Origin of the sequence: Spirosoma oryzicola, assembly GCF_021233055.1 — a bacterium.
GTDB classification, from domain to species: domain Bacteria; phylum Bacteroidota; class Bacteroidia; order Cytophagales; family Spirosomataceae; genus Spirosoma; species Spirosoma oryzicola.
Genome location: NZ_CP089538.1, coordinates 2,832,371 through 2,857,994, shown reverse-complemented (window position 1 = coordinate 2,857,994; position 25,624 = coordinate 2,832,371). Strand labels below are relative to the sequence as shown.

The window sequence follows — 25,624 nt, the reverse complement described above, 5'->3', positions numbered from 1 at the left end:
GCCGCTTTACTGGGTCAGTAAAGCGGCTTTGGCAATAAAAAGTCAAGTGTCTAATGCAGAATACTAAACACCAGTTCGCGAAGAATATCCCCTTCGTTCATCGTTGGCGTATCGATTCCCTTACTTTGCGCATCGGCCCGGCGAATGGCATGAATGATATCGGCGACTTTTGGCAACGTGAACGTGCGGGCCGCAGTGAGGTAATCTTTCAAAAAGAACGGATTAACGCCCAAAAGCGGAGCCAGCCCTTTGTCGGTCTGGTCTTTGGACGACTGCACCAGCAGCACTTTGCTAAAATAACCAAACAACTGGGCCAGAATGACCACTAGTGGGTTATCTTTCGGGTTGCGGGCGAAGTAATCGACAATCTGATTTGCCTTGACCACATCGCGCTGGGTCAGCGCCTTTTGCAGTTCAAAAACGTTGTATTCTTTGCTGATACCCACCAGTCGTTCGACGGTCGCAGCCGAAATTTCTTCACCAACGTGCAGGTTGATCAGTATTTTGTCGATCTCACCCGCCAGTCGTTTCAAATCGTTGCCAATGTGGTCGGCCAGGAGCTGGCAGGCCTTGGGACTGATCTTAGCGCCCTGTTCGCGGCAGTACTCCCCCACCCAGTCCGGTATCTTGTTATCGTACAGCTTTTTAACGCCGAGTAACTTACCCTTCGACCCAAAAGCTTTCACCCAGGATTTACGCTCGTCGAGGCCCGATTTACCTTCTTCCTTGACGTAGCAGAGCATTAAGATGGTACTGGGCAGCGGATTTAGCGCATAATCCTCGAACAGCGTTTGCGTTGATTTGTCCCCGATTCCGGCCATCTGTTGCGCTTCCTTGACGATCACCAGTTGGCGTTCGGCCATAAACGGATAGCGTCGGGCGTAGTTCAGCACCGCCCCGGCGTCGGTGTCTTTTCCGAAAAGCACAAATTGATTAAACCCACGTTCGGCAACCGGAATAGCTACTTTTTCGAGTTCTTCGGCAATACGGTCAAGGTAATAAGGCTCATCACCATGAATCAGGTAAACAGGAGCAATCCGCTTGTTTCGGATGTCTTTCAATAAAGCGTCAACGGCAGGAATCAAAACGAACTGAGTTTGTAGTTTATAGGCTTTCATTGGCGGTTCATCGCTTCTGATGAATCAGTTGCAACAGGCTTCGCAACGATAAGCCGAAAAACTAGATACTGGATAATAAGGCAAAATTAATAGTTCCTGACCATTCATACCGCACTAAAGGCAATGGATAACGGAAGGCAGTGCCATTAAATGTAATTCCGTCTCTTTAGTAAAGAGTTGTTTTCGTCAACTCGCTCTTAATTATATGCAACCTGGCGGCCAGACCATCCAAACGGGCTTGCCAGCTGACATAAGTTGACTTGGTTTGACAAATTTGTTCGTCAATTGTAGCCTGTCGCTGTTTCGTTTTTTGTAGCTGCTGCCTGACCCGTGCCGAGGAGTCGGAAGCCGATTTACCTAACCGTTTGCAGTAAACAAGTTGGTGTTTCAGTTCGTCTACGGCCTGCCTTATATCCTTTATGCTATGATCCATACGCTTCTGCTGATATTGATAAGCTGTTCTTGCCTGAGACGGCGAAAACCACACGATAATCTATAAAGCACGGCACAAACTTTTCTCCTGCCGTTCGCTTGTCATAACGGGTGCAATACGCTGACCCAGCCTACCTGTCGCGCAAGGTAAGCGACGAACACAACTGCTCTCTGGATGAATCTAAACATAACAGCTTATTCTACCGCCTTATTTGCAACCTGGTATTTCATCGAAGACTTGGGACTGCTCTTTGACGCCGGTGACGGACTGATTTCTTCGCTGTTACAAAAGTCCAGAAAAATAGAAAATGTCTTTATTTCCCACGCCGACCGGGATCATCTGACCGGTTTGTTACAACTAAATCAACTGAACGCCCGCGAGGGTTTTCCGCATATCTATTTCCCCAACGATTCGAATTCGTTTCGGGCGCTGGAAGAGTTTTCCAAAAACTTCGACAGGCGCGTAAAGCAAACGGTTTGGAGCGGGATGAAAGAAGAGGAACCTGTCCAGATCAACAAAAATACGTTTGTTCAGGCCGTTAAAAACAACCACGTCCGAGCAGCGCCGAACGAACACAAAAGCTTTGGCTTTCTGGTTTATCAAACAAAAGCCAAATTAAAGGAAGAATACCTAGCGTTGCCCCAATCGGAAATCGTCCAGCTGGCGCGTTCTATTGGCCGGGAGACCATGACCCAAGAGGTCAGAACGAATCTGCTGGCATACTCAGGCGATACCCCCGTCGAGAATTTCGATAAATGGAACAACGCGCAAATTCTTATTCACGAAGCGACTTTTCTGGATCGTAACGACATCGATAGCTCGGATACCCGATATAATAAACATAGTAGCCTCGAAGATGTGCTGAAAATGGTTTCCGAACTTACCCTCGACGCTTTAATCCTGGGGCATTTTTCGTCACGTTACACGCACGAGCAGATCGACGGCAAACTAAAAAGCTTGTGTAAAGAGTTTAAGATCGATATTCCGGTGTACCGCGTACTGCCCGGACAAACGCACCGGAACATCTTACAGGAAACACCAGTCAATCACTGATCGTTGATCAGCGAACCAAATCATACCCTCGCTTAAACAGCCAGCGTACGGATCAGTCGATAGCCGGATAGCCTTTGTCGAGCCAATCGACTTTTAGGTTTTGGGTGATGTTCAGCAGCTTATGGTTTTTGAAGCCCATTTCGTTGAGTTTGGTAAAAGCCGGACGAATGTTTGGGCAGTTCTTGAACGGACAGCAACCACAGTAAATGACAATTGCCCGGTCTTTCGATTCCTTGCTCAACAACTGTTCTAGCTTGGCCAGATTCTCCGCTTCGCGAGCAGGCCCCACGCCTACCGATTCTTTGATGGTGGCCGCTGGTCCTATGCTGATAATTAGTGGCTTGCTGGCATCCGTGCCTGAAATCATAGCCGCCAGGTCAGCGGTTTCCATGAGCTGGTCAGGTCGCCAGGGTTCCGCGTTTTTCCAGCTGATCTGCGCAATCGCAGCACAGAGAAAAACGAGAATGACGGCAAGCGAGGAAAATTTGACGGTTCGGTTCATAAGTCAGCAAGTAAGGCGATGCGCGTTTGTTGGCTATGCGCGACTAAAGCAGTCCAAAAATACGTGAAATGTCTGTCAATCTGACTGTAATAGCGTTCTAAATCAATAATAGCGGTATCCAATCCAGAGGGAAATGCGGTCCGGCGGGCAATGCCCTTTAGCGAACGGTCGATGCCCGCCAGGGTCTGGTACTGCATGATCCAGTCGTACTGAACCATTGCATCGAGCATACGGACCGCCGGTGACGGAAATCGTACCGACAGTCGTTGTAGCGATCCGTAAAAAAAATCGGTGAAAAGGGCCAATGGCTCATTTGTCAATTCCTCAAAATGGACCGCCAGGAAATGATCGAAAAACACATCGACAGCAACACCCGCGTACTTGTGACAACGCGGGTGCAGGAGATCGCGCACGGCTGCCACGTCGGGGTGCGTATCGGTAAACGTATCGATTTCCCGGTGCAGACGGACCCCCGCAATTTCGATGGGACTAAGCCGATGACGCGGGTGAGTGGGATCGCCCTTGATAAAATCACCAATGAAATTACCGATTAGTAACCCATCGTTACGGTCCGATAGATAGCCATGCGCCAGTATGTTCATCGGATCGACGAATCGCGTTCCGGCGTTCCAACGGTTTTCTGCGACGTGACGGCACTAGACAACGGTGGTTCTGCCAGTAGCGTAACGCCTTCGCCCGGCTGATACCGTTCGACCGTAACGCCAAACCGACGCAGGAAATCAACGCCTTCGTCGGACGGTATGCCTTTGTATTCCGCGTACGAATGCAAATAGATCACCCGGGCGATTTTCATGCTGTAAATGATCCGCGCGCAGGCGATACAAGGCGACAGCGTGACATAGATCGTTGCGCCTTCAATTTCGGAACCGTTTTTTGCCGCGTATAAAATTGCGTTTTGTTCGGCATGGAGCGCCAACGAGCAGGATCCCTTCGAGTCACGCGGGCAACCGACTCCCGGATATTCTTCATCGCAGTTGTGCGTACCCGCCGGTGGTCCGTTATAGCCAATGGAAATAATCCGGGTGTCGCGGGCCAGTACCGCCCCAACCTGCGCCTTGATGCAGTGCGACCGTCGGGCCAGATTGACGGCCAGTTCCATAAAAATATCGTCGAATCGCGGTCTGGTGTGGGATTCGGGCGTTTGCGCAGAAAGTAACATCGATCTTAATCGTTGCGGTGGTTTACGTGCTTTGTATGATTACGCAAAGTTCAACCATTTTATTTTGATAATCGTAATGGCTGGTTTGTCTTATTCATCCAAGGGTGGCATGTTTCTTGCCCGATCAGCGTATACCGCCTTTCTCCGTTGCTGAACACAAGGGTATTTGTCCTGAGATACTGCTTTTTAACTATGTTTGTCATTTAAGCCGCCCTATTCTATCGATCTTAATGAAAAGTTTGTCCTTTTTGCTACTCTGCTGCTTCGTTTCAGTCGTTTCGCTGGCCCAATCCATCGTCTACGTAACGCCCTCCGGCAGTGGTAACGGGTCGGGAAACTCCTGGTCTAATTCGCTACCCGGTACCCAACTGGCGAGTCGTGTGGCAAGGGCCGCTACGGGAACCCAGTACTGGCTAGCCGCTGGCACCTACAAACCGACCACGACTACCGACCGAACAGCGTCATTCAGTATCGCTACGGGCGTATCGGTGTACGGCGGATTTGCCGGAACGGAGACAGCACTGGACCAGCGCAATTACACGATCAACACCACCATTTTATCGGGCGATATTGGCTTTCCCTACAACTCGGGAGACGGTTCGGACCTACCCGCGTCGCAGGCCGACAATTCCTATCACGTCGTTTCCATCCAGGATGCCGACGAAACGACCCAGCTCAACGGCCTCACCATCAGCGGTGGCGTAGCCAATCTGGCTAACGGCTCAACGTCTTACGTGCTTGGCGAAGGCGTGCAGGCCAATGACATTGGAAAAACGGGCGGTGGCATTCAAAATATCAGCGTCAAAAAATGCAGTACACCATCGATTATCAACTGCACCATCGAACAGAACCGAGCTAGTTTTGGCTGCGGTCTGTACAGCAGCGGGGCGGCTTGCTCTACGGCTGCTTCATCCCGGATCATCAATTGCTTGTTCAGAAACAACAAAGCGATTGGTCTGGGGAGCGGTGGAGCCGTTTATATCAACTCCGTCAGGAATCTGGTCATTCAAGCGTGTACATTCGTTAACAATAGCTCTTTCTGGGGTGGTGGTATTTTCGTCTTCAACTGCAATCCGCAGTTAACCAATTGTACGTTCAACGGCAACCTGGCCGGGTCGAATAACGGCGGCAGCGGTGGCGCTTTGTTTGTCGACGCGTTCAATCAGGATAGTAGCCCATCGCTCTACAACTGCCTGTTTACCAACAACCAGGCCACCGGTGGCGGGGCTGTTTTTACGGGTTCGTTCCTCAACGGGACGAGTACTCCTCAGTTCATCAATTGCAGCTTTACGCAAAACAAATCCTTGTCGGCGGCCGGTGGAGCCCTTGCCATTCAGGATAGTGTTTACAGTGACGGCTACACCAAATCGACCAGCGCATACCTTCCCCACCCGATTCTTAAAAACTGCATTATCTGGGATAACTTTTCGTACAAAAACGAATCGATCTCCTTCGGCTACAACGCTTTTCCGACGGTCAAAAACTCCATTGTTAACGGTACGTTTCTCACGCAGGAGTACGCAGGAGCCCCAGCTGAATACAATTTAGGCAACAACCTCAACGCCGATCCGCTCTTTACGGATCCTGACAACGGCAATTTTCGCCTAAAGCCGACGAGCCCCGCGCTAAACGCTGGTGATCCAACTGTCACGGGTTTACCGGCCACCGATCTCGCCGGACAAGCCCGAATTCAGGATGGCCGGGTGGATATGGGAGCTTACGAACTGTCGGTGTGCAAACCAACGCCCTGCGTACCATTCACCGTGCAGCGTCGGCAGTAAAGTCCATAAAAAACCCGCTGGTCAAACAACCAGCGGGTTTTTAAAAGCACATGCTATGCTAGTACTTTCTTTGAGCGAAGCCATTCGGGTTTGGTCGTCACCACCTTGGCTTTTAATTCATTGAGCATCGCGTACAAGCCGTAATAGGTTCGGTTTACGTACAGCCCATCCTGCGATCCCCGGGCGACCTTCGAGCTTTTCAACTCCTCTACTTTCGACAAATCTTCGGCAAAGGCGTACACTTTGTTAAAATAAGCATCATCGCCAAAGTCGAATTCATCGACGGCAAAGGGTTCGCCTAACATCCGGATCATCTGCTTGAACAGATCGGAGAAAAACGCACGGTCTCTTGGTGAATCCTGCGGATTTAAAAACTCCAGGTTTTCGAAAATCGTCTCCGTCAGCGCATCATCATCAATCGTGTCGGGATTAACAAGCCGGAAGTAATTGTCATAGTAGAAATCCGGAATGACTTTTACACAGCCGAAATCAATAACGCCCATCGTACCGTCCGGGCGCATCAGGAAGTTGCCCGGATGGGGATCGGCGTGAACCTGACGCAGCGTATGGATCTGGTAATCGTAAAAATCCCACAGCGACTGCCCAATGCGGTTACGCACCTCCTGCGAGGGATTTGTTTTCAGGAAATCTTTTAAATGCAACCCATCGAGCCAGTCCATGGTTAGGATGCGCTTCGACGATAGTTCGGGATAGTATTTTGGAAAGATCAAGCCCGGAATGTGCGCGCAGGCTTCCGAAATCTCGATCGACCGCCGAAGTTCGAGTTCATAGTCAGTTTCTTCGAGCAGCTTCGATTCTACTTCACCCATGTACCGGTCAATGTCGCGCTCGTTGAGACTAAGCAGCCGAACCGCCAGTGGTTTTGCAATCTTTAAGTCAGAGCTTACCGCGTCGGCTACCCCCGGATACTGCACTTTGACAGCCAGCTTTTTACCGTCTTTCCACGCCTGATGCACCTGCCCGATACTAGCCGCGTTCATCGCTTCACTGTCAAACTTATCAAACAGTTGAGACGGTGCTTTACCGAAATACGTCCGGAATGTTTTGACAACCAGCGGCCCCGATAAGGGCGGAGCCGAATACTGCGCCATCGTGAATTTGTCGGAATAAGCCACCGGCAGCAGGCCCCGGTCCATACTGAGCATCTGCGCCATTTTCAGGGCCGATCCTTTCAATTCGCTCAGGGCATTGTAAATATCAGCCGCGTTGTCCTGGTGCAGTTCTTCGCGCGACAGGCTTGGATCAATCAGTTTCTTACTGTAATGCTTGATGTAATTCCCACCGACCTTTACTCCGGCCTTCACAAACTGGCTGGCACGGGCAACTTTGGTCGTTGGGACGGAGCTTTGGGTTTTCATTTTCTCAATAGGTAATTAAGCGAATGAATGAGTAAGTTTCGCGCCCGTATACCGGTCTACCGATAGCTGTTCGCTCAATCACGCATTCACGATTCACTCATTTATTTTGGTACATGAACTTGGCGAAATCAACAAGGGTATCGAGCGGTGAGCGACCGATAAGATCGAACGCCGTATTGACCGCTTTTTCGATAGCGGTATCGGTTTTTTCAAAGTTTTTACTCACATCACGCACCCAGAAATCGAGCAGATAAAGGGTTTGCGCCCAGAGCGCGTTCGGGTAGCGGTCCGTAATAAACGGACGAGGCTCGACTTCCTTACTTTCACGACCTTCGGCCAGCAGGTCGCGGGCGTAGTCGAAGAAAGCTTCCTTGAATGGTTGAAGAACCTGCGATTTAGAAGCACCCAGCCCGCGCTGGTTCTTGCTTTCTTCCCGCAATCGCCCAACGCTGTAGACGACAAAGCTGCGCTGCGTTTTGAGCAATTCAATCCAGGTGTAATAAAAAGCCAGTACTTTTTCCCGCACCGAATAGCCTTGGTACGTTTCGTCGGCTTCAACGGTTGCTTTCGCTTCGTTGAAAAACGTTAGCCAGACATCAGCCTCAATGGCGTCGAAGGACGCATAGTCCTTGTAGAAATCGGCTTCGGCTAGTTTTAGCTTCTTGGCAAACTGGAAGACAGAGGTGGGTTGTTTTCCGTTTTCGAGGACGTACTCGGTGTACGCTTTACGAATTTTTTCGAGCGTTTCCATATGCTTAACTAACGGACTGTTGGAAAGAAAAGTTTAGGAAAAATCGTCCTTAACAGGGCCTTAAAGCCTTAATTATCGGCTTGGCCTTCGAACGAATGATTACGCAAAGAAATATGGGTTTCCTTTAATTTTTAGCGAACTTTGCCGTTTAACAACTGTACTTGTCCAAGAAGCAATTATCATGAAATTTCGGATTCGTTTAAGCGTATTGTTGTCTAGTGTATGCCTGGGTACGGGACTGATGCTCACGCATGCGAGCTTTGGTCAGTACGGGGGCTACGGGGGCGGCTATGGCGGTGGCGGTTATGGGCGCATGGGTGGTATGCAAAGCATGCCGAGTTCCTCGCCACGAGCGTCGATTCCCAACATCGCCGGTGACATGGCAAACAAAGAAACGAAGTGGCTGAAAGACAATCTGGCGCTGACGAAAGATCAGGCGAAGGCGGTCAAACAGCTCAACAATGAATACGCCAGTCAGCAGCAGGACGCTATCAAGGACATCGTTGGTACGAAAGGGGAACGCCCTTCGCCCGAAACGATCAAGCAGATTCAGGATATGATGCTGATGATGAACGAAGAAAAAGAAGATAAACTTCGTCCGATCCTGACTGCGGATCAATGGTCGCTTTATCAGTCGAAGAAGGAAGCGATGCAGAAAGACATCGGCGGGTACCGCCCACCCGCTCCCAAAAAAGATTCAACCAACAAGGCGGTCAATCATTGATCCACAATGCGGTCTGGTAAAGCCGACAGTTTATAATGAGTGTGCGGTCAGGTTCTCAAACCTGACCGCACTTCGTTTAACAGAATATTGCCCTGCTATAAATCGGTCACGTAGGCGCCCATCTGCCGGACCGAGTAGCACGTTATGCCGCGTTGCTTCGCTTCGGCTAACAGCTTATCAGTCAGTGGTGTCTTGCTCGAATCATCGAAGATGATGTGTCGGGCCACGACTCGCCCGTTTAACTGGTCCCACTCGCGCAGGGCGTTCCGACGAATAATCAGGTAATCAACCACCGCCGGGAGCTTCCACCGATTACGTCCGGTCAATTTGTTGACCAGCAACAGGGTTTTACCACGCCACACCCAAAGGGCGTATTCCTTGGTCTGGTAAAAGGCCGCATCCTTTTTTGGTGGGCTGGCCGTTTGTTTGGCGTCATAACGCAGGTTGTTAACCATAAGCCTGGAAACACCCCATTGTCCGAACGTATTCTTCAGGTAAAAATCGAACGAACGGGTATCAGTCGGGTCTACATCCGTCAGCAATGTGCTTTTGTGGCCGTAAGTCAGACTAATAGCTGTTCGATGAGGCAGGAAATGAATAGCCAGTCGTTGCTGATGCGCCTGTTCGTATTGGTTCCAGAGCAACACACTCGATAACAGCAAGGCGCTGACGCAAGCAGCCCACAGATACGCGCGGTTACGAACCATAACCAGCGCGACAGCACAAAAGATAACGGCATAGGTCAACAGCATCGCCACGGGCGATAACCACAATCCTTCCCAGGCAGCACCGGGCAACTGACCCGTTTGCGAAACGGCATAGTTTAATAACCAGGCCGTTTTCTGCAACAGCCAACCGAGCAGTTCATTTACATAAGGAACCCAACTCAATGCCAGCGTTACCATCGCTAGTGGCAACAGGATTTCCGACATGACGATAACGATCGGATTTGCCAGCAGAAAGTAAGTCGGGAACTGGTGGAAATAAAAGACTCCCAAGGGAAACGTGATAAGCTGGGCTACCAGTGCTACCGCTGTTAGCTCCCATAGCCGGTTGACCCACTGGTTTCGAAACGTGTACGTCTGGTAAAGCGACGATTGCCAGGCACTAATACCGGCCACCGCCAAATACGACAACTGGAACCCGGCCGAAAACACCGCATACGGATCAAAGCACAGTATAAAAAAAGCCGATGCGCCCAGCGTGTTCATCAACTGCTGCTGCCGCCCGAACGCATTGGCTACGATAACCAGCGTAAACATCCCTGCCGACCGCAGCACGGGGGGCGAAAACCCGGTTACCAGGGCGTAAAACCACAAAATAGCCAATTGCAACACCGCCATCAGCAGCTTTCCGCGTGGTCGCTTGGTCAGAAAACGCAACAGAAACGTCAGCACGGCAAATAAAATACCAACGTGCAAGCCCGATACAGACAAGACGTGAACGGCCCCGGCGGCTGAATAAGCGCGGTAGAGTTCGGTATCCAGATCGTCCCGTACGCCCAGAATCATGGCGTTAACGATGCCGTATTCGGCACGGGAACCAATCTGCCGGGTGAATACGCTATCCGCCCAACTGTTGACCGCAGTCGCCAGCCTTGTCACCGGATTCGGTGGGTCGTAGCCTATTATCGTTCGCTGGAACGGACGTAGGTATTGCTGGTGGTAGATGTTGCGGTAGCTGAGGTATCGCTTGTAATTAAACTCGCCAGGATTCAGGGGCGGATCAATTGGCCGAGGAGATCCCAACACGACCCATACATCACCGTACCGAGGTCGGGCCACTACCGACCCAACAGCTTTGGCACTATCCCCTTCTGTTACCTTCTGAGCGGCTTTATCCAGATAAACGATCACCCGGCCACTAAGCGGCTGCCACTGTTGGGCACTGTCGCTACTCAGCCAGTTGCCCCGTCGGATTTCCAGTTCGACGCGGTAAGTTTTAGCCCGTTCTTCGGGCTGGGCAGCAATCACGCCCTCGTAGGCCTGCAAGGTATCGCGTAGGTGACTGATGTTATTCGGGCGATTACTAGCCGTATGCTGGTAGGCAATACCCCACCCCAATGCCACTAGGATCAATAGTCCGCCGAGCCCCTGCTTGATCTGTATCGGTTTCAGCATACGGTTTCGATTCTGGACAAATCCGAAACCGAACAATCCTGTTCCAACTACCAGCGCCAATAAGGGAATGGCACAAGCGTGGGGCCATTGATCGTAAACGACAATGCCCGCAATCAACGCAGCTGCGAAGCGAACAAACGGTTGTCCGACTGTACCCTGCGGACTCATTCTTTCGTGTAGGCTGAGCCCGGCAATACCATCTTGCAATGAGGTATACCGGCTTCGTCGAATATTGCCCCGACGGGAACGAATCCAAAACCCGCGTAGAGCGGCATAGCCGTTACCTGGGCGTGAAGGTATATGCTTTCAATAGGCTCCGGCTGTTGGCTGAAAACGTCGTTCAGCACCGTCTGAACCAGCGCTTTACCGACGCCCTTTCCCCGGCAGGTGGGCAAAACGGCAAAGCGTTCCAGTTTAACCCCATTCGATGTACGTCGCCAGCGCGCTGTGCCGCAGGGTTCTCCATCGGCCCGAGCCAGGAAATGGGTGCTGGTCGTCTCAAATTCATCGTATTCTTCATCAGGATGCACGTTTTGCTCATCCACAAAAACAATTCGTCGAATGGCAAAAGCGTCGTTCAGCTCCTTTTCGTTGGCTACTGGTAAAACGGTAATCATACGGACTGGCGATTAGGCTTTTCGGGGATACAATTGCCAAGTATACGATTTATTCTGTTAACCGCACCGCAACCCCTGGTCCTAATTTCTACTGCACCAGCAAGCGCTTACTGGTCGTTTCGCCCTCCGTTTTAACCCGCAAAATGTATAAGCCCGTTGGTAAACCGCTGATTGGAACACTGACGCGCGTGCTCGGTGCGTTGGTGTAGTTCAGCTTCCGCACTTGCCGTCCGCTCATGTCTTCCAGATCAACCGTAAACGACTGAAAACCCTTCAACTGCACATCAACCGTAGGGTCGGATACAGCGGGATTGGGATAAACGTTGATGGTCAGGTTCTCCGTTTCGGGCAATGCAGCAAGTGATTTGATGAGCTTGGCCCGCCGAGGACTGAACTGCAATACCGCCCGCATTCGGCTGACTTGCCCCTGCGTGAACAGATTCATGCAGGCGTCAGGCGAGTAATCCATGTAATCTTCGGTCAGATCACGCGTTTGTACACCGTTGAAACACGTGGAATACGTAGTTCGGCATTGGGTAGTCTGGTTAGCAGCTTTGGTTGGCGGGGTGTCTGCTACGTAGTCTTCGGCGCATCCATCGCCATCGCCCCAGGTGTGGATCAGCCCCAGCCAGTGGCCAATTTCGTGCGTTGCCGTCCGGCCAAGCGAATAGCTAGCGCTGGTCACCGTCCCAGTTTTTCGCCCGAAGTACCGATAATCAATGATGGACCCATCCACAAACTCGTCGGACTCACCGGGTAATCCTTTCAACGTATCAGCCGCCGTCGGAAACTGCGTATAACCCAGATAGTTATTTTGTAATGTCGTAACCCAGATGTTCAGATAGCGGTCGCTGGGCCAGTATGCAATCCGCGATAAAAGCACATCGTCCGTAAAAATATCGAATGATGATTTTTGCGCGTAATAATGCCGGGTAATGCCGTTGGTCGCCTGTCCGTTCGGGTCAGCCGTCGCCAGAAAAAACTCAATCTTTGCATCCGCCCCGATGGCACTTGTGTTGTAGCCGTTGGTTCCTTCTTTCCGGCGGTAATCTTCGTTGAGTACCTGGATCTGCGAAGCGATCTGTTCGTCGGAAATATTGGTATTGTTGGCACCACCGATTTGACCAGACGCATTGCCGTGTACAACATGCACGACGACGGGGATTCGATAAACGGTCTCATCAGCAGCCTGGCGCCCCGACATGCCGTTTTTTTCAGCTTCCAGAATCCGGCGGTTGAGTTCGTTGATCTGATGCAGCCGATTTGGATTACGAATTTGCAGGACACGCTTTTCGTATTCGCTGGTACCGCACCGTTTCAGGCTTGTTTCATCAACCGTTTGCGCCTTCGTCGTTGCTACCAACAGGCATACAAAAGAACCGGCCAGCCAAAGCCAGTCGGTTCTTTTGAGTAGGTTTTTCAGGCTATTGCCCTGCTTTTTCATACGCTGTAATAATTTCCCGCACAAGCCGGTGCCGCACCACATCACGACCGTCGAGTTCAACGAACGAGATTCCTTTTATTGATTTCAGGATGTCAATTGACTCAACCAAACCAGACTTCTGCTTGTTGGGCAAGTCAATCTGTGAGCGGTCACCCGTAATGATTGCTTTCGACGACGGCCCCATCCGGGTCAGGAACATCTTCATCTGCATCGGCGTCGTATTCTGCGCTTCGTCGAGCAAAATAAACGCGTTGTTGAGTGTCCGACCACGCATGTAAGCCAGCGGTGCGATTTCGATGATCCGGTTTTCGGTGTAAAACTTTAGTTTTTCCGCCGGGATCATGTCATCAAGCGCATCATAAATCGGGCGCAGGTACGGATCGATCTTTTCCTTCAGATCGCCCGGTAGAAAACCCAGATTTTCACCTGCTTCAACCGCAGGACGCGTAATAATGATTTTCTTTACCTCTTTATTTTTCAACGCACGTACGGCAATAGCCACAGCGGTGTAGGTTTTACCCGTACCAGCTGGCCCAATCGCAAATACGAGATCGTGTTTCTCAGCGGCTTCGACCAGGCGTTTCTGGTTGTCCGTCTTAGCCCGGACGACAATGCCCCGGTTCCCGTAAACGAGCACTTCGTCATCGTCGGGCAACACGGGCTGTCCCGGGTTAACGCCCGTTGGCTGGCCGCTATGACTGATGTAGCTCTGCACGTTCTCGTGGGTTAATTTGCCGTATTTCTGGTAATGCTCCATCAGCGAATCCAGGATATCACTGATGCGGGTAATCTCGGGCGTCGTGCCTTTAATGCGGATTTCGTTACCGCGCGAGATGATTTTGCTCATCGGGAACGCAGCAGCCACTTCTTTAATATTGTGGTTCTCTACGCCCAAAAAGTCGATGAGCGATACGTTGTCGAGGGTGATGACTTTTTCGACCAAATGATAAATAGCGTTTTAAGTGTGATTCCGAAAAGTAAGCGATTTCTCTACTCCTACAACACATTTAAACAAAAATTTATTCGTTTCGATTTAATTCTTATTTGCCAAGGCCAATGGATAAAAACGGCTGGATTTGTATGAAGAAAATGTTACCTTGCTGACATACAGACTCCATCGGTTTTATCGGTATACGCTAGAATACCCTTGCGCCGTTGCTTAAAAAAGATATTTTTTTTCGGCTTGATACCATTAACATTACCAGAATGTTACGAGCGAATCCAGGTTTGCGCAGCCTATACGACAATTGGCAGAGGCTTGCCTTATGCAGGGAGGAATGCGTAAACTTGCAGTAAGAGATGGAAAATAACGCACGTCCTAACCAACACCTTCGCAAACCCTCCGCCTTCGCCGGCGGTCGTCAGCAAGCAGGCAATCACTGGCTCGATACCGGGCTCGGTAAGTTGCCACCACAGGCTCTTGATCTGGAAGAGGCCGTGTTGGGGGCTCTCATGATCGAAAAAGACGCGCTTTCTTCGGTTGTTGACATTCTGAAGCCGGAAACGTTTTACAAAGAAGCGCATCAGCGAATTTACAACGCCATTCTGACCCTGTTTGGCAACTCCGATCCGATTGATCTACTGACCGTTACGCAGCAACTGCGCAAAACGGGCGAGATTGAAATTGTCGGTGGTGGAGGTTACGTTTCTGAACTTACATTCCGGGTTAACTCGGCGGCTAACATCGAGTATCACGCGCGGGTTATATCCGAGCAGGCCCTGAAACGGGCACTGATCTCGATGTCGTCTACGATTCTGCGCGACGCCTACGAGGACACAACCGACGTTTTTGAACTGCTCGACCGCACTGAGCAATCGCTCTTCAAGATTTCGGAATCGAACATCAAGAAGAACTACGCCGACATGAGTACCATCGTCAGGATGGCTCTCAATGAACTGGAAACAAAGAAAAACCAGGAGGGACTGACGGGCGTACCATCAGGCTTTACGAACCTTGATCGGGTGACATCGGGCTGGCAACCAACGGAATTGATTATTCTGGCGGCCAGACCTGCGATGGGTAAAACGGCGTTTGTCGTTTCGGCCCTGCGCAATGCCGCCGTCGACCACGGCAAACCCGTCGCTATTTTCTCCCTGGAGATGTCGTCGGTACAGCTGGTCAACCGGCTTATTTCGGCGGAAGCCGAGATCGATTCCGAAAAAATACGGAAAGGAACGCTGGCTCCGCACGAGTGGACGCAACTCCACCATAAAATTCAGCGGCTGACCGAAGCACCGATCTTTATTGACGACACGCCTGCCCTGTCTATTCTGGAACTGCGGGCAAAATGCCGCCGTCTGAAAGCACAGCACGATATTCAGATGGTCGTCATTGACTACCTTCAGCTTATGTCGGGTGATACATCAGGCAAGGGTGGCGGTAACCGCGAGCAGGAAATTGCCTCGATTTCGCGGGCGCTGAAAAACCTGGCGAAAGAACTGAACGTACCCGTCATCGCGCTGTCGCAGTTGAGCCGGGCCGTTGAAACGCGCGGTGGTGACAAGAAGCCGCAGCTTTCCGACCTTCGGGAATCGGGATCTATCGAGCAGGATGCTGACATGGTGTGCTTCCTGTACCGCCCCGAGTACTACAACATCACCCAGGACGAAAACGGAAACTCAACCGCCGGCATTGGCGAGGTTATCATTGCCAAAAACCGAAGCGGTTCGCTCGATACGATCCAACTCCGGTTTATTAACAAATTCACGAAATTCTGCGATCTGGATTCGTACTTCGAACCCGTACCGACGCAGGGATTCACCCCCGAAATGAACGGGCTAAGCAGTTTCGACGCTCCGCCAGTGGGCAACGTCTTCAAGAGTAAGGCGAACGACCGTTCGAACTTCGGCCACGCCGACCCTGGTCAGGAAACCCCATTTTAACGGAACGGGAACTGTCGGTCCGCATCGAAGTAGCACTGAAAAGTAAACATGTGCTTCTGATGCGGACCAGAGGTTCCCGTTACTTTTTCACCAGCAGGGCGATATTTTCTACGTGGTGAGTATGAGGAAACATATCCACCGGTTGAACATCGGCGACCCGATAGCCTTCGTCCAGAATGCCTAAATCGCGGGCTTGCGTAGCCGTGTTACAGCTTACGTACACGATGCGTTCGGGAGCCGCTTTAAGCAATTGACGCGTTACGGCTTCATCCATTCCAGCCCGTGGCGGATCGGTGATGACCACGTCGGGACGGCCATGCTGATCGAAGAACCCATCGGTTAGAATGTCACGCATATCGCCCGCCACAAAGGTGGTGTTCGTGATGCCATTTACCTGCGCATTGACCCGCGCATCGGCCACCGACGCTTCAACGTATTCCACGCCGACGACATGCTGCGCCATCCGGGCAACAAACAACGCAATTGTCCCCGTACCGGTGTACAGGTCATACACCCGTTCCTTACCCGTCAACCTAGCCCAGTCACGCGCGACTTTGTAAAGGGTGAAAGCCTGCTGAGCGTTGGTTTGGTAAAACGACTTGGGACCAACCCGAAACGTAAGCGTCTGCGACTCACCGCCGAGACCACTCCCGGCATCCATCCGTTCTTCGATGTACGGCTTGCCCGACCAGTTGATTACTTCCTGATCCTGATAGCTATCGTTTTTCTTTGTGTTGATGATGTAATTCAGCGACGTGATCTGCGGGAAGGTTGTTTGCAGAAAATTCAGTAAGCCGGCCAGCGTCTCGGGCTTGTCCTGCGCCACTTGAACCGTCACCATCAACTGCCCCGACGACTCTGCCGTTCGGATGATCAGCGTCCGCAAAAAACCCGTATGTACTTTTAAATTGTACAAACTCAGTTCATTTTCGAACGCATAATTCGCAACAGCCAGTCGAATCGCGTTGGACGGATCAGGCTGAAGGTAACAATGCCTGATGGGCAACACTTTATCGAAACGACCCGGCACGTGAAAGCCAACGGCTCTCGGGTCAATCGTCTCGGTGGTCCCTACTTCGGCCTGCGTTAGCCAGCGTCCTTCGGCGCAGGTAAATTCGAGTTTATTGCGGTAATACTGCGTTGGATGGGCCGCCAGAATAGCCCGGATATCAGGCAGTGGCACTTTGCCGATCCGCGTCAGATGATCGACAACCTGCTGATGTTTGAACCGCAACTGTTCATCGTAACGAATGTGCTGCCATTTACAGCCGCCACAGGTGCCGAAATGTTCGCAAAACGGCTCTGTTCGCACCGGCGACAATTCGTGGATGTGTTCAGCAACAGCTTCACGGTATTGCTTTTTCCGGTTCGTAACCCGCAGGTCAACCACATCGCCGGGTGCAACACCGGGTCCTCCGGTTGGGTTATCGACAAAAATAACGCCGTCTTCAGTCCGTACAATACACTTCCCCTCCGCTGCCACAGCATCAACCGAAACTGCGTACAACCGTTCGGGGGCTTTATGACTCCTTCTACGCATAAGTATCCTAAAAAACTGCTAATTTAAGCATCCGTTTCCGGACGATCTTACTAAACCCGTGTATTCCTTTATGGTGCATCTTTACCGTAGACGCTTTTTGATGGTGGGCTTAATCAGTGTGTTGCTGATTATCAGTGGAGTTGTGCGCGCTACGCATATCGTTGGTGGAGAACTGGAACTTCGCTATCTAGGGCCCCAGAGCGCCTTTTCTCACCGTGTTGTTCTGAATTTGTACTTCGACGACGTAAACGGCGACTCAGGAGCCGACGACGGTTTTGTGTCCGTAGGCGTCTTTTCGAAACGAACCGATGAACTTATTGGGTTTGTTTCCCTCCGTCGCATCAGTAGCGAGTACGTGGCTTATACCAACAACTCCTGCCAGATAGCCAATCTGCGCACCCGGCTTATTCGTCATAGCCAGGATATCAATCTTGATCCCAACGTTTTCAACGATCCGGGTGGCTATTACCTGTCCTGGGAGCGCTGTTGCCGCAACAGCACCATTGTTAATATTCAAAACCCCGCCAACGCGGGTTCTACCTTTTACCTGGAATTTCCGGCTCTATCGGTCAGGAATTCATCCCCCGTTTTTACGATTCCCAGAGGTGATTATGCGTGTATCAATCAGCCCTTTACCCTTGACTTCAGCGCCAAGGATGCCGACGGTGATAGTCTGACGTATGCACTGGTAACGCCCTACAATGGTCACAGCACCCGAAATGTTCCGAACCCCGGCTACTCCGCAGCAAACTTTCCCATTTTCTTTCCCGCGCCCTATACACCCGTTTCGTGGATTTCGGGCGTTTCAGAAGCGAATGAAATTCCGGGCTCTCAACCGCTTCGGGTTAACGCCCGCTCTGGATTATTGACTGTAACACCCAACCGTACCGGCTTGCACGTGTTTTCGGTTCAGGTGGACGAATACCGCAAAGGCGTTCGAATCGGGCGCGTCCGGCGCGACTATCAGATATTGGTTGTCGATTGCCAAAAAAATGATCCGCCCAAATTACTGTTCCGTCCCGAAGGGCAGGCCTCGTTTTATACCCAGGGGACCGTGCTGACAATTGCCGAAAAAGACACCAACTGTCTCGACCTGTATGTCACGGACCCGAACCCGAACCAGCGCATTCGGATCATCAACATGAGCGGTTCGTTACCCGGCCTGACATTGGCTCCCGGCGACCTGTTTACCCGATCTACCCGCGACACCCTCCGCACTAAATTTTGCTTTGGCCGGTGCGTCGGCAATGGTCAGCCTTTTACACTCCTGATTCGAGCCACGGACGAAGGTTGTCCACAGGGCCTTAGCGACACGATCAGCATTCGTCTGAATATCGTTCCGTCGCCCAACAACAAACCACTCGCCAGTACGAACCTGCTGAACAATAAGAGTACAGTAACCGTCGGCACCTCCTTGAGCTTTACCGCTTTTGGCAACGACATTGACAACGATAACATCACGATTCAGGCTGTCGGGCGCGGCTTTACACTGGCGCAGGCTGGTATGAGCTTCGGGTCGGCAACGGGAATCGGCAAAGTAGCGCAACCGTTTACCTGGAAACCAACCTGCACCGATGCCACGCGAGCCGAGTACATCGTTGATTTCATTGTCACAGATACGCGCTGTAACGGAAATCTGCGTGATACGGTTACGGTCAACCTGTCCGCTATGGGCTTGCCTAGCCAGCCGCCAACCGTTCGGACAACCTTAGCCCAGCCCGTTGTTGAGCTAACGGTTGGTTCGAAAGAGTCGGCGGGCAGCACGTTTACCGTCATTGGGGATGACGCCGACCGGGATACCATTCGGTTAACAGCCGTCGGACGCGGCTTTAATTACAAGGTTTCAGGCATGAACTTTACGGACAAAACGGGTCAGGCGGCTCTTCAGTCCCCATTCGACTGGAAACCGACCTGTGAGCTAATGGCTGGCAGGACAGAAGCTACCTTCGTCATTGATTTTATTGCCGATGACCGATCGTGCCAGCCCAATCATACGGACACGACCACCGTAACGTTTCTCGTCAAAGACCCATCGGTCGTAGCGGATATCAAAGTACCCAACGTCTTTACGCCAAACGGTGACGGTATCAATGATTATTTTGGCGTTAGTGATCTACCGGAAAATTCGTGCGCCGAGCAGTTTAAATCGGTCGACATTTCAAATCGTTACGGCAAAAGTGTATTTACGTCTACCGATCCTAAATTTCGCTGGTATGGCACGAATGACCCGATAGGCACTTACTACTACCTTATTCAAACCTCTACCCGAACGTTTAAAGGCCCCGTGACGCTGCTCCGATAAGGACGGTTTTCACTTAATTCGTACGGACAGCAAATGATTCAAAATCGAAGATAACCTACCAGCATGGTGGCCATTAGATCACCCATACATTGTCCCGCCGGATGTAATAAAGCTCGTTGTGCCAGAACACGCGCAGGTAAATATCCTCACTGCCAATGATGTTTACTTTATTACCGCGCCCTATAATCTCGGCAACGGGCGCGGCAGCGGATGGGTTTGTTCGCAGTAATACGCGGTCATGGCTTATGATACCTGATTGAACGCCCTCCGGCAGATTCACAAAGAGCAACAGCCCAATCAGATAAAGAAACAGTACCCATTTCTGACGAACGGCGATTGGCTCTTTTCGAATCAGCTTTACGCTGATTACCCCGAAGGCGTACCCCGCCGGAATCAGTAGAAAAAGCAGAAAATAAATCCCGTACTTTTTATAAAACAAGTAGAAGTAATTCAGATCGTCGGTTTCGTAGCCGTTGAGGTTGTTCGAACGAGCCACTTCGTTCATTCGATGCAGTACGGCATCGTCGGGATGACGGTCGAAATAAACCTGCAAAAAATAAAGCAATCGCGGCACGTCATTCTGACGCTCATAAGCGCTGGCCAGTTTAAGCAACATGCCATCCGTGGCAGAATGCCCCTCAGCAATGGCCGTCTCATAAAGTTTGGCTGCATCCTCTTGAGCACCAGCGGCAAACAACGAATCGGCCCGACGAATCGTATCTGCCTGAGATGCTTTTCCTGGCAGCCATGCAAGCGTCAGGCAAAAAAATAGGCTTATTTTAAGGAGAAAGGCTTGCATTGAATTAAATAAGGCTATAATTTTGCACTGCATTTGAGAAACACACCTGTTATCATAAGCGCCCACCATTTATGATTTGGTAGCTCAGCTGGTAGAGCAATACACTTTTAATGTATGGGTCCTGGGTTCGAATCCCAGCCGAATCACCAAAAGAAAAGAGGAAGTTGTATCAACTTCCTCTTTTCTTTTTAATCTATAAAGCCTTAGAAAGGCAGATCGTTACTTTCATCGTCAAAGGTCGTATTGAACGGCATAGCAGCCGGTTGACTTTGCCCCGCAGGACGAGCCGGTTGTGCCTGTGCCGGACGCGATGGAGCCGAATAACCGCTCTCTCCTCCTCCTTCAGCTAGTTCGATACGAAAAGCGCGCAGCTCGGTATACCACCGATCGTTGTACTCCCGTGATTCGGCGCTAAACGTTGCTTTCAGCGTATCGCCATCCGCGAATTGCTTTAGATCGTTTGCTTTCTCGCCCCAGGCCGTCAGACACACTTTTTTAGGATATTGACTATCAAGAGTTTCGATAACAAACTCTTGTTTGTTCCATGCCCCATTTTTGCCCTGCCCCGTCACTTCTGGCAATACTTTTACGAGCTTCCCTACTAATTCCAGTGCCATACTAGTTAAACTATTGATCGTTATTAAGAACGATAAAATTACAAATTTTGGGTCATTTTTGGGAGCTTTTTCACTAAAAAATGAAAAGAAAAACGCCCTTATTTGCATTGACAGAATAAAAAGCCTATGTTTGCACCCGCAATCAGGAAATGGCCACGTGGTGAAACTGGTAGACACGCCATCTTGAGGGGGTGGTGCTGCAAGGCATGGGAGTTCGAGTCTCCCCGTGGTCACATAAACGATTCAATATGAAGCACTTACAATCAAGAGTAAGTGCTTTTTTCGTTCGTAGGTACACCGATAGGTACAACATTATACGACTCATATGTAAGCCATGTACAAACTCCATGAATTGTTCATCGAGCCACAGGACCAAAACGCTAAAATTTGGCGCTATATAGACTTTACTAAGTTTGTCTCTCTTATTGATAGCCAAGAACTATTCTTTGCGCGTGCTGATAAGTTTGATGATCCTTTCGAGGGCTCTTTTTCCGAATAGACTTGGCGAATAGACGCGCTATCGGCTCTCAGCTTCGAGACATTCAATCTTATGAAGAGCACTTGAGCGGATATAGTAAATCATGGCGGAAATTTGTGGCTATAAACTGTTGGCACCAGAACGAGTACGAATCGGCAGCGATGTGGAAGCTTTACCTTAAAAGCGACGAAGGTATCGCAATTCAATCTACGTTTAGTCGGTTAAAAGGCAGTTTCATCAGTGAAGACGAGGTGAATGTAGGAACGGTTAAGTACATTGATTATGATTCAGAAGCGGTTGGAATCACTAACGTGTTTAGTCCATTTCTCCGCAAACGGAAAAGCTTTGAACATGATTGGGAGATTCGTGCTATAGTTATGAAATGGCCCTATCATCAAACTGATATATCTAGCCTTGACATTTCCTAAGAGCTTATCCAAGACGGTTTGCCGATTAAAGTAGATATTAAAACCTTGATCGAACGAATCTATGTTGCTCCTAATTCAGCCACTTGGTTCACTGATCTAATCCGTTCGATTACCAGAAAGTACGGGTACGCGTTTCCAGTCCTCCAATCAAATATGAATAAGAACCCTTTGTTCTAATGATACATCTTTTCTTTGAAGGGTAGTAGAGCCACTCGTTTGGTCGCATCTGTAAAGCGGTATTATATCAACACGTTGTAACGAGTTCTCATCCAATGTTAGATGATAACTAGATTACCTATTCATTATAATGTCCCCAATATGGTAATTTTTGTCTTAGATAAGAAAGTAAAAACCTTTATTTGGTTATTTCTATGTATTAAGATATAATTTTAATTTATTCATTCTTTTTTCTACGAGTCTAATATGAAAAAGATTTTCCTTATCTCTGTCCTAACAGTTCTGCTTGAACACTTCTTCATCGTTCAACTTCATGCTCAATGGACAAGTACGTTTCTTCCACAAGCTCGATCTGAAGTGGCGGCTTCTAGTGTAGGAAGTAAAGCTTTATTTGCAGGAGGGCAAAGTTCTACTTCTTATGGCACTCCTTATCAAACAGATAGAGTTGACGTATATGACGCTCTTACGAACCAATGGAGCGTAAGCACGCTCTCGATCCCCAGATCTCGTATTGCAGCGGCTACTGTATCTGATTTGGTATTCTTCGCAGGTGGTATGACCAGAGGTTTTGGCCCATCTCATTCATGGGCTACCGTGGACATATACACTGAATCTACCAATCAATGGACAACAGCTCAACTTTCGCAGGCAAGGCACTCTATAGCTGCTGTCAGTGCTGGGGGAAAAGTCTTATTCGCCGGGGGGTCTTCTCTCACCCCACAAGATGTTTTAATTGACTACAGTGCCGTGGATATTTACGATGTAGCTACAAAGCAGTGGTCGGTAACGCAACTCCCTCGCCTTAAAGGTAGTAATTTAGGAGCAACCAGCGTAGGTAACAAGGTCTTTTTTGCAGGTGATGGGCTTCTGGATATTTATGATATAGCGACTGGGCAGTGGACAATCTCCACAATTCCTCGAGTTAAGGAAGAGGTAGTGGCTGTTAGTGTTGGAAATAAAGTTTTATTAGCAGGAGGCAGCCCTATTTCTGACATCGTAGATATCTATGATATATCTACTAATCAGTGGACGATGGCGCAACTTTCGCAAGCAAGAAGTAAGGTTTCAGCTGTGAGCATTGATAATAAAGTTTTCTTCGCTGGCGGATTAACTGCGCAATCAAATGATTATTCAAACGTACTTGATGTATACGATGTAAATACCAACCAGCTGGTTGCCTCACAACTTCCAAAGGTTAAAGGCAATTTAGCTACCGTCCGTGTGAATAATCAAATATTATTAGCTGAAAATAATCAAGTTACAACTACCTACTCACAGCCAGCAAATGTCGACATTTTTACAGTAAATCAGGCTTTGCCGGTTACCTTAGTCTCTTTTGCTGGCGTATGGATTGATGAGGTAGGAACTCAACTTACTTGGCAAACCTCATTCGAAACAAACAATGATTATTTTGAAATTCAGCGCAGCAGTAATGCCAAAGTTTACGAAACAATTGGCCGCATTAAGGGACAAGGTACTGCGAGAACTCTTAATGAGTATAGCTTTGTAGATACTGATAAGCCCGATATAATCAACTACTACCGGCTAAAACAAGTTGATTTCGACGGTAAAGTGCATTTTTCCAAAATAATTTCAGTCAACTCTCAAGAGGGTTATCAACAGTCAGCCAGCTTGTCGGTATGGCCTATTCCAGCGACTGAATCACTGACGATTAGCTTATCATCAGGACAAACTATTAGTGAGATGACCATATACAGTATTCATGGGCAACGGATGGTCAGCTCTATTAAACCGCAACAGAAAGTCGATGTATCAGGTCTAACAGCGGGTGTCTATTTGATAGATATACTCACCTCAGACAACAAGCACCTAAGATCCCGTTTTGTCAAACAACAGTAACGCACAAAAAGGCGCTTTCTCGGCCTCAGTTATCAAGTTTCTTCTCATCAGAGTAGTGTTTTTCTAGACATTTTTACATCTGTGGAAATGGATAATGAGTAGCCATTTTCCATTTCCACAGATGCATTTCCTGCACGGTTTTTAGCAACACATAGATCAACCTGTAGCACCAAAGTTCACTATTCATGCTAACTTAAGTTTGTTTCTACATCGGAAGAGCCAATGAGGTTAAGCCCGTCTCTGTATCTACTGAGACGGGCTTAACTTCTATTCCCTTGCTACCATTACGGCTAAGTTTTGGACTGGCTTCTATAGAATGAAGAGAAAATATCATTACTCTTATTGGGATTGTCGAGGTTGGCTTATCACCTAACTCTCCTTACAACTAAGCATTCTCTACCGCTTAGATAAAGCGGGATATGGCTCTTGATTACAGCCGAAAGCTCACTTCAAATACCGACATTGTTTGAAGCACAAAAGTAGAGGGCTCTATTTTAGCCTTCTTACTGATATCGGCTATACACATCTTTACCAAAAAGACAGTTTATCTACGATATAATTTTATATAAACAATTAATAGCCATAGCCATACATACCACTATGATAATTGTGGTTATCGGCCGGTATATACGCTGGCTATAAATGACAATGGCGCTAGAAAAGACGATTATTAACAGACAACCCCCAGTCAAATTCAATAAGGGTATGGTTTAGGTCAGGCCTTGGTTTTTGTGTCCGCTTTAGAAAGTCAACTTGGAGTATGCACTCCATATATTATTCCTGAATGGTTTGGCGATTTATCAAAATAGGTGCGTTCGAGTCTCCCCGTGGCCACTCGACTACTTATGTAATCCACTGAATAACAAAACGTTACAGCGGATTTTTTATTTTCCTGCGAAACTACTTCTCCGATCACCCTGCTTCTTAGTAAATCACAAGCTATCACTGCTCGTTCTTTCAGATCATTGATGAACTAGAAGGATGAAAGTAGTTCCTTTAGCGATTTACATTGCCTAAATCCTCAGCATCAGAAAAATTAGTAGCTTGTAAGTCTTAGCCGTTCAGGCTTATATCCTAACAATCATCAGCCAAAAAGCTGACCCTGCTCAGGACCAGATGCAATCAGGAAGCGCATCTTTGCGGGTACCGGCATCGAGCTGAATTGTTCTATCCTGCTTAGCGTGATTATGTATGGTGTCCTACCCTTTCGTATCTTAAATGATTTAACTGGTGAATAAAGTCAACCGGACGCGATTACGGCTGAAACGCAGTCACTCCCATGGTTTGACCAATATGGCCTTTGACTTATTTTTTACGGAAAACAAACTCCTGTTTCTTGCTTTTAGCGCTTATCCGTGGTTGATTCATCCGCTAGCTTCTCATCAAACAATCATCGAGATTCCTCGTTCGGAAACATAAACATCGTATGACGGTCGGG

Annotated in this window: 20 protein-coding genes and 2 tRNA genes; 9 read left to right on the top strand and 13 right to left on the bottom strand. The window is 49.3% G+C overall.

Translation table 11 applies throughout. From position 1 onward, the window contains the following. Positions 1–50: 50 nt before the first annotated feature. The gene (holA, locus tag LQ777_RS12080; RefSeq protein WP_232562838.1) at positions 51–1,085 is read right to left on the bottom strand and encodes a DNA polymerase III subunit delta; all 1,035 of its coding nucleotides are present in this window, start codon (positions 1,083–1,085) and stop codon (positions 51–53) included. 640 nt (positions 1,086–1,725) lie between these two features. Here holA and LQ777_RS12075 point away from each other — a divergent pair. After that, positions 1,726–2,604, top strand: coding sequence for an MBL fold metallo-hydrolase (locus LQ777_RS12075; RefSeq protein WP_232562773.1), 879 nt, complete (start codon positions 1,726–1,728; stop codon positions 2,602–2,604). Positions 2,605–2,656: 52 nt separating this feature from the next. Here LQ777_RS12075 and LQ777_RS12070 read toward each other — a convergent pair whose 3' ends face one another. Genes LQ777_RS12070 through LQ777_RS12060 form a run of 3 tightly spaced genes read right to left on the bottom strand, consistent with a single transcriptional unit; the run spans position 2,657 to position 4,286 of the window. Continuing rightward, complete coding sequence (locus tag LQ777_RS12070; RefSeq protein WP_232562772.1) at positions 2,657–3,106, bottom strand: rhodanese-like domain-containing protein; 450 nt, start codon at positions 3,104–3,106, stop codon at positions 2,657–2,659. After that, complete coding sequence (locus tag LQ777_RS12065; RefSeq protein ID WP_232562771.1) at positions 3,103–3,708, bottom strand: acyl carrier protein phosphodiesterase; 606 nt, start codon at positions 3,706–3,708, stop codon at positions 3,103–3,105. The genes LQ777_RS12070 and LQ777_RS12065 overlap by 4 nt, the downstream gene beginning before the upstream one ends. Next, positions 3,705–4,286: a deoxycytidylate deaminase gene (locus LQ777_RS12060; protein ID WP_232562770.1), complete on the bottom strand. Its 582-nt coding sequence runs from the start codon at positions 4,284–4,286 to the stop codon at positions 3,705–3,707. Before LQ777_RS12060 ends, LQ777_RS12065 begins: the two co-directional genes overlap by 4 nt. Before the next feature lie 230 nt (positions 4,287–4,516). Here LQ777_RS12060 and LQ777_RS12055 point away from each other — a divergent pair, with 230 nt between their 5' ends. Continuing rightward, positions 4,517–6,067 (top strand): choice-of-anchor Q domain-containing protein, encoded by a 1,551-nt coding sequence (locus LQ777_RS12055; RefSeq protein ID WP_232562769.1) that lies wholly within the window; start codon positions 4,517–4,519, stop codon positions 6,065–6,067. Positions 6,068–6,120: 53 nt separating this feature from the next. Here the strand turns inward: LQ777_RS12055 and LQ777_RS12050 are convergent, their stop codons facing one another. Continuing rightward, the gene (locus LQ777_RS12050) at positions 6,121–7,446 is read right to left on the bottom strand and encodes an ABC1 kinase family protein (RefSeq protein WP_232562768.1); all 1,326 of its coding nucleotides are present in this window, start codon (positions 7,444–7,446) and stop codon (positions 6,121–6,123) included. Between the two features lie 97 nt (positions 7,447–7,543). Next, positions 7,544–8,197, bottom strand: a complete 654-nt coding sequence (locus LQ777_RS12045; protein ID WP_232562767.1) for a TetR/AcrR family transcriptional regulator — start codon at positions 8,195–8,197, stop codon at positions 7,544–7,546. A gap of 181 nt (positions 8,198–8,378) precedes the next feature. Between LQ777_RS12045 and LQ777_RS12040 the strand changes: the two genes are divergently transcribed. After that, the gene (locus tag LQ777_RS12040) at positions 8,379–8,921 is read left to right on the top strand and encodes a hypothetical protein (protein WP_232562766.1); all 543 of its coding nucleotides are present in this window, start codon (positions 8,379–8,381) and stop codon (positions 8,919–8,921) included. A gap of 95 nt (positions 8,922–9,016) precedes the next feature. Here LQ777_RS12040 and LQ777_RS12035 read toward each other — a convergent pair whose 3' ends face one another. The 4 genes from LQ777_RS12035 to LQ777_RS12020 all read right to left on the bottom strand — a co-directional run bounded on the left by LQ777_RS12035 (position 9,017) and on the right by LQ777_RS12020 (position 14,045). Then, the gene (locus tag LQ777_RS12035; protein WP_232562765.1) at positions 9,017–11,209 is read right to left on the bottom strand and encodes a ComEC/Rec2 family competence protein; all 2,193 of its coding nucleotides are present in this window, start codon (positions 11,207–11,209) and stop codon (positions 9,017–9,019) included. Next, the gene (locus tag LQ777_RS12030; RefSeq protein WP_232562764.1) at positions 11,206–11,658 is read right to left on the bottom strand and encodes a GNAT family N-acetyltransferase; all 453 of its coding nucleotides are present in this window, start codon (positions 11,656–11,658) and stop codon (positions 11,206–11,208) included. Before LQ777_RS12030 ends, LQ777_RS12035 begins: the two co-directional genes overlap by 4 nt. A gap of 88 nt (positions 11,659–11,746) precedes the next feature. Then, the gene (locus LQ777_RS12025) at positions 11,747–13,102 is read right to left on the bottom strand and encodes a M43 family zinc metalloprotease (protein ID WP_232562763.1); all 1,356 of its coding nucleotides are present in this window, start codon (positions 13,100–13,102) and stop codon (positions 11,747–11,749) included. Beyond that, on the bottom strand, positions 13,083–14,045 hold the full coding sequence (locus LQ777_RS12020) for a PhoH family protein (protein WP_232562762.1): 963 nt from the start codon (positions 14,043–14,045) through the stop codon (positions 13,083–13,085). The genes LQ777_RS12025 and LQ777_RS12020 overlap by 20 nt, the downstream gene beginning before the upstream one ends. 356 nt (positions 14,046–14,401) lie before the next feature. Between LQ777_RS12020 and dnaB the strand changes: the two genes are divergently transcribed. Next, positions 14,402–15,985 carry a replicative DNA helicase gene (gene dnaB, locus LQ777_RS12015; RefSeq protein ID WP_232562761.1) on the top strand — a complete coding sequence of 528 codons (1,584 nt, stop codon included), beginning with the start codon at positions 14,402–14,404 and terminating at the stop codon, positions 15,983–15,985. A gap of 79 nt (positions 15,986–16,064) precedes the next feature. Here the strand turns inward: dnaB and rlmD are convergent, their stop codons facing one another. Then, entirely contained in the window at positions 16,065–17,525 is a 1,461-nt protein-coding gene (gene rlmD, locus LQ777_RS12010; RefSeq protein ID WP_232562760.1) for a 23S rRNA (uracil(1939)-C(5))-methyltransferase RlmD, read from the bottom strand. A gap of 70 nt (positions 17,526–17,595) precedes the next feature. Here rlmD and LQ777_RS12005 point away from each other — a divergent pair, with 70 nt between their 5' ends. After that, positions 17,596–19,827, top strand: a complete 2,232-nt coding sequence (locus LQ777_RS12005) for a T9SS type B sorting domain-containing protein (RefSeq protein WP_232562759.1) — start codon at positions 17,596–17,598, stop codon at positions 19,825–19,827. Between the two features lie 73 nt (positions 19,828–19,900). Here LQ777_RS12005 and LQ777_RS12000 read toward each other — a convergent pair whose 3' ends face one another. Beyond that, complete coding sequence (locus LQ777_RS12000) at positions 19,901–20,626, bottom strand: tetratricopeptide repeat protein (RefSeq protein ID WP_232562758.1); 726 nt, start codon at positions 20,624–20,626, stop codon at positions 19,901–19,903. 73 nt (positions 20,627–20,699) lie between these two features. Here LQ777_RS12000 and LQ777_RS11995 point away from each other — a divergent pair. Next, a tRNA-Lys gene (locus tag LQ777_RS11995) sits at positions 20,700–20,775 on the top strand. A gap of 54 nt (positions 20,776–20,829) precedes the next feature. Here the strand turns inward: LQ777_RS11995 and LQ777_RS11990 are convergent. Continuing rightward, on the bottom strand, positions 20,830–21,243 hold the full coding sequence (locus LQ777_RS11990; RefSeq protein ID WP_232562757.1) for a DUF3127 domain-containing protein: 414 nt from the start codon (positions 21,241–21,243) through the stop codon (positions 20,830–20,832). Between the two features lie 151 nt (positions 21,244–21,394). Between LQ777_RS11990 and LQ777_RS11985 the strand changes: the two genes are divergently transcribed. The 3 genes from LQ777_RS11985 (at position 21,395) to LQ777_RS30685 (ending at position 25,605) form a co-directional block, all read left to right on the top strand. Continuing rightward, positions 21,395–21,476: transfer RNA gene (locus LQ777_RS11985), tRNA-Leu, on the top strand. A 1,096-nt stretch (positions 21,477–22,572) separates the two neighbouring features. Continuing rightward, complete coding sequence (locus LQ777_RS11980; protein ID WP_232562756.1) at positions 22,573–24,186, top strand: T9SS C-terminal target domain-containing protein; 1,614 nt, start codon at positions 22,573–22,575, stop codon at positions 24,184–24,186. Positions 24,187–25,416: 1,230 nt separating this feature from the next. Then, complete coding sequence (locus tag LQ777_RS30685; protein WP_425276936.1) at positions 25,417–25,605, top strand: phosphoketolase family protein; 189 nt, start codon at positions 25,417–25,419, stop codon at positions 25,603–25,605. The last annotated feature ends 19 nt before the right edge of the window (positions 25,606–25,624 follow it).

Excerpts from the sequence above, each read along its gene's own strand:
- LQ777_RS12075 (WP_232562773.1), top strand. The coding sequence starts at position 1,726 with ATGAATCTAAACATAACAGCTTATTCTACCGCCTTATTTGCAACCTGG.
- LQ777_RS12070 (WP_232562772.1), bottom strand. The coding sequence starts at position 3,106 with ATGAACCGAACCGTCAAATTTTCCTCGCTTGCCGTCATTCTCGTTTTT.
- LQ777_RS12065 (WP_232562771.1), bottom strand. The coding sequence starts at position 3,708 with ATGAACATACTGGCGCATGGCTATCTATCGGACCGTAACGATGGGTTA.
- LQ777_RS12060 (WP_232562770.1), bottom strand. The coding sequence starts at position 4,286 with ATGTTACTTTCTGCGCAAACGCCCGAATCCCACACCAGACCGCGATTC.
- LQ777_RS12055 (WP_232562769.1), top strand. The coding sequence starts at position 4,517 with ATGAAAAGTTTGTCCTTTTTGCTACTCTGCTGCTTCGTTTCAGTCGTT.
- LQ777_RS12050 (WP_232562768.1), bottom strand. The coding sequence starts at position 7,446 with ATGAAAACCCAAAGCTCCGTCCCAACGACCAAAGTTGCCCGTGCCAGC.
- LQ777_RS12045 (WP_232562767.1), bottom strand. The coding sequence starts at position 8,197 with ATGGAAACGCTCGAAAAAATTCGTAAAGCGTACACCGAGTACGTCCTC.
- LQ777_RS12040 (WP_232562766.1), top strand. The coding sequence starts at position 8,379 with ATGAAATTTCGGATTCGTTTAAGCGTATTGTTGTCTAGTGTATGCCTG.
- LQ777_RS12035 (WP_232562765.1), bottom strand. The coding sequence starts at position 11,209 with ATGAGTCCGCAGGGTACAGTCGGACAACCGTTTGTTCGCTTCGCAGCT.
- LQ777_RS12030 (WP_232562764.1), bottom strand. The coding sequence starts at position 11,658 with ATGATTACCGTTTTACCAGTAGCCAACGAAAAGGAGCTGAACGACGCT.
- LQ777_RS12025 (WP_232562763.1), bottom strand. The coding sequence starts at position 13,102 with ATGAAAAAGCAGGGCAATAGCCTGAAAAACCTACTCAAAAGAACCGAC.
- dnaB (WP_232562761.1), top strand. The coding sequence starts at position 14,402 with ATGGAAAATAACGCACGTCCTAACCAACACCTTCGCAAACCCTCCGCC.
- rlmD (WP_232562760.1), bottom strand. The coding sequence starts at position 17,525 with ATGCGTAGAAGGAGTCATAAAGCCCCCGAACGGTTGTACGCAGTTTCG.
- LQ777_RS12005 (WP_232562759.1), top strand. The coding sequence starts at position 17,596 with ATGGTGCATCTTTACCGTAGACGCTTTTTGATGGTGGGCTTAATCAGT.
- LQ777_RS12000 (WP_232562758.1), bottom strand. The coding sequence starts at position 20,626 with ATGCAAGCCTTTCTCCTTAAAATAAGCCTATTTTTTTGCCTGACGCTT.
- LQ777_RS11990 (WP_232562757.1), bottom strand. The coding sequence starts at position 21,243 with ATGGCACTGGAATTAGTAGGGAAGCTCGTAAAAGTATTGCCAGAAGTG.
- LQ777_RS11980 (WP_232562756.1), top strand. The coding sequence starts at position 22,573 with ATGAAAAAGATTTTCCTTATCTCTGTCCTAACAGTTCTGCTTGAACAC.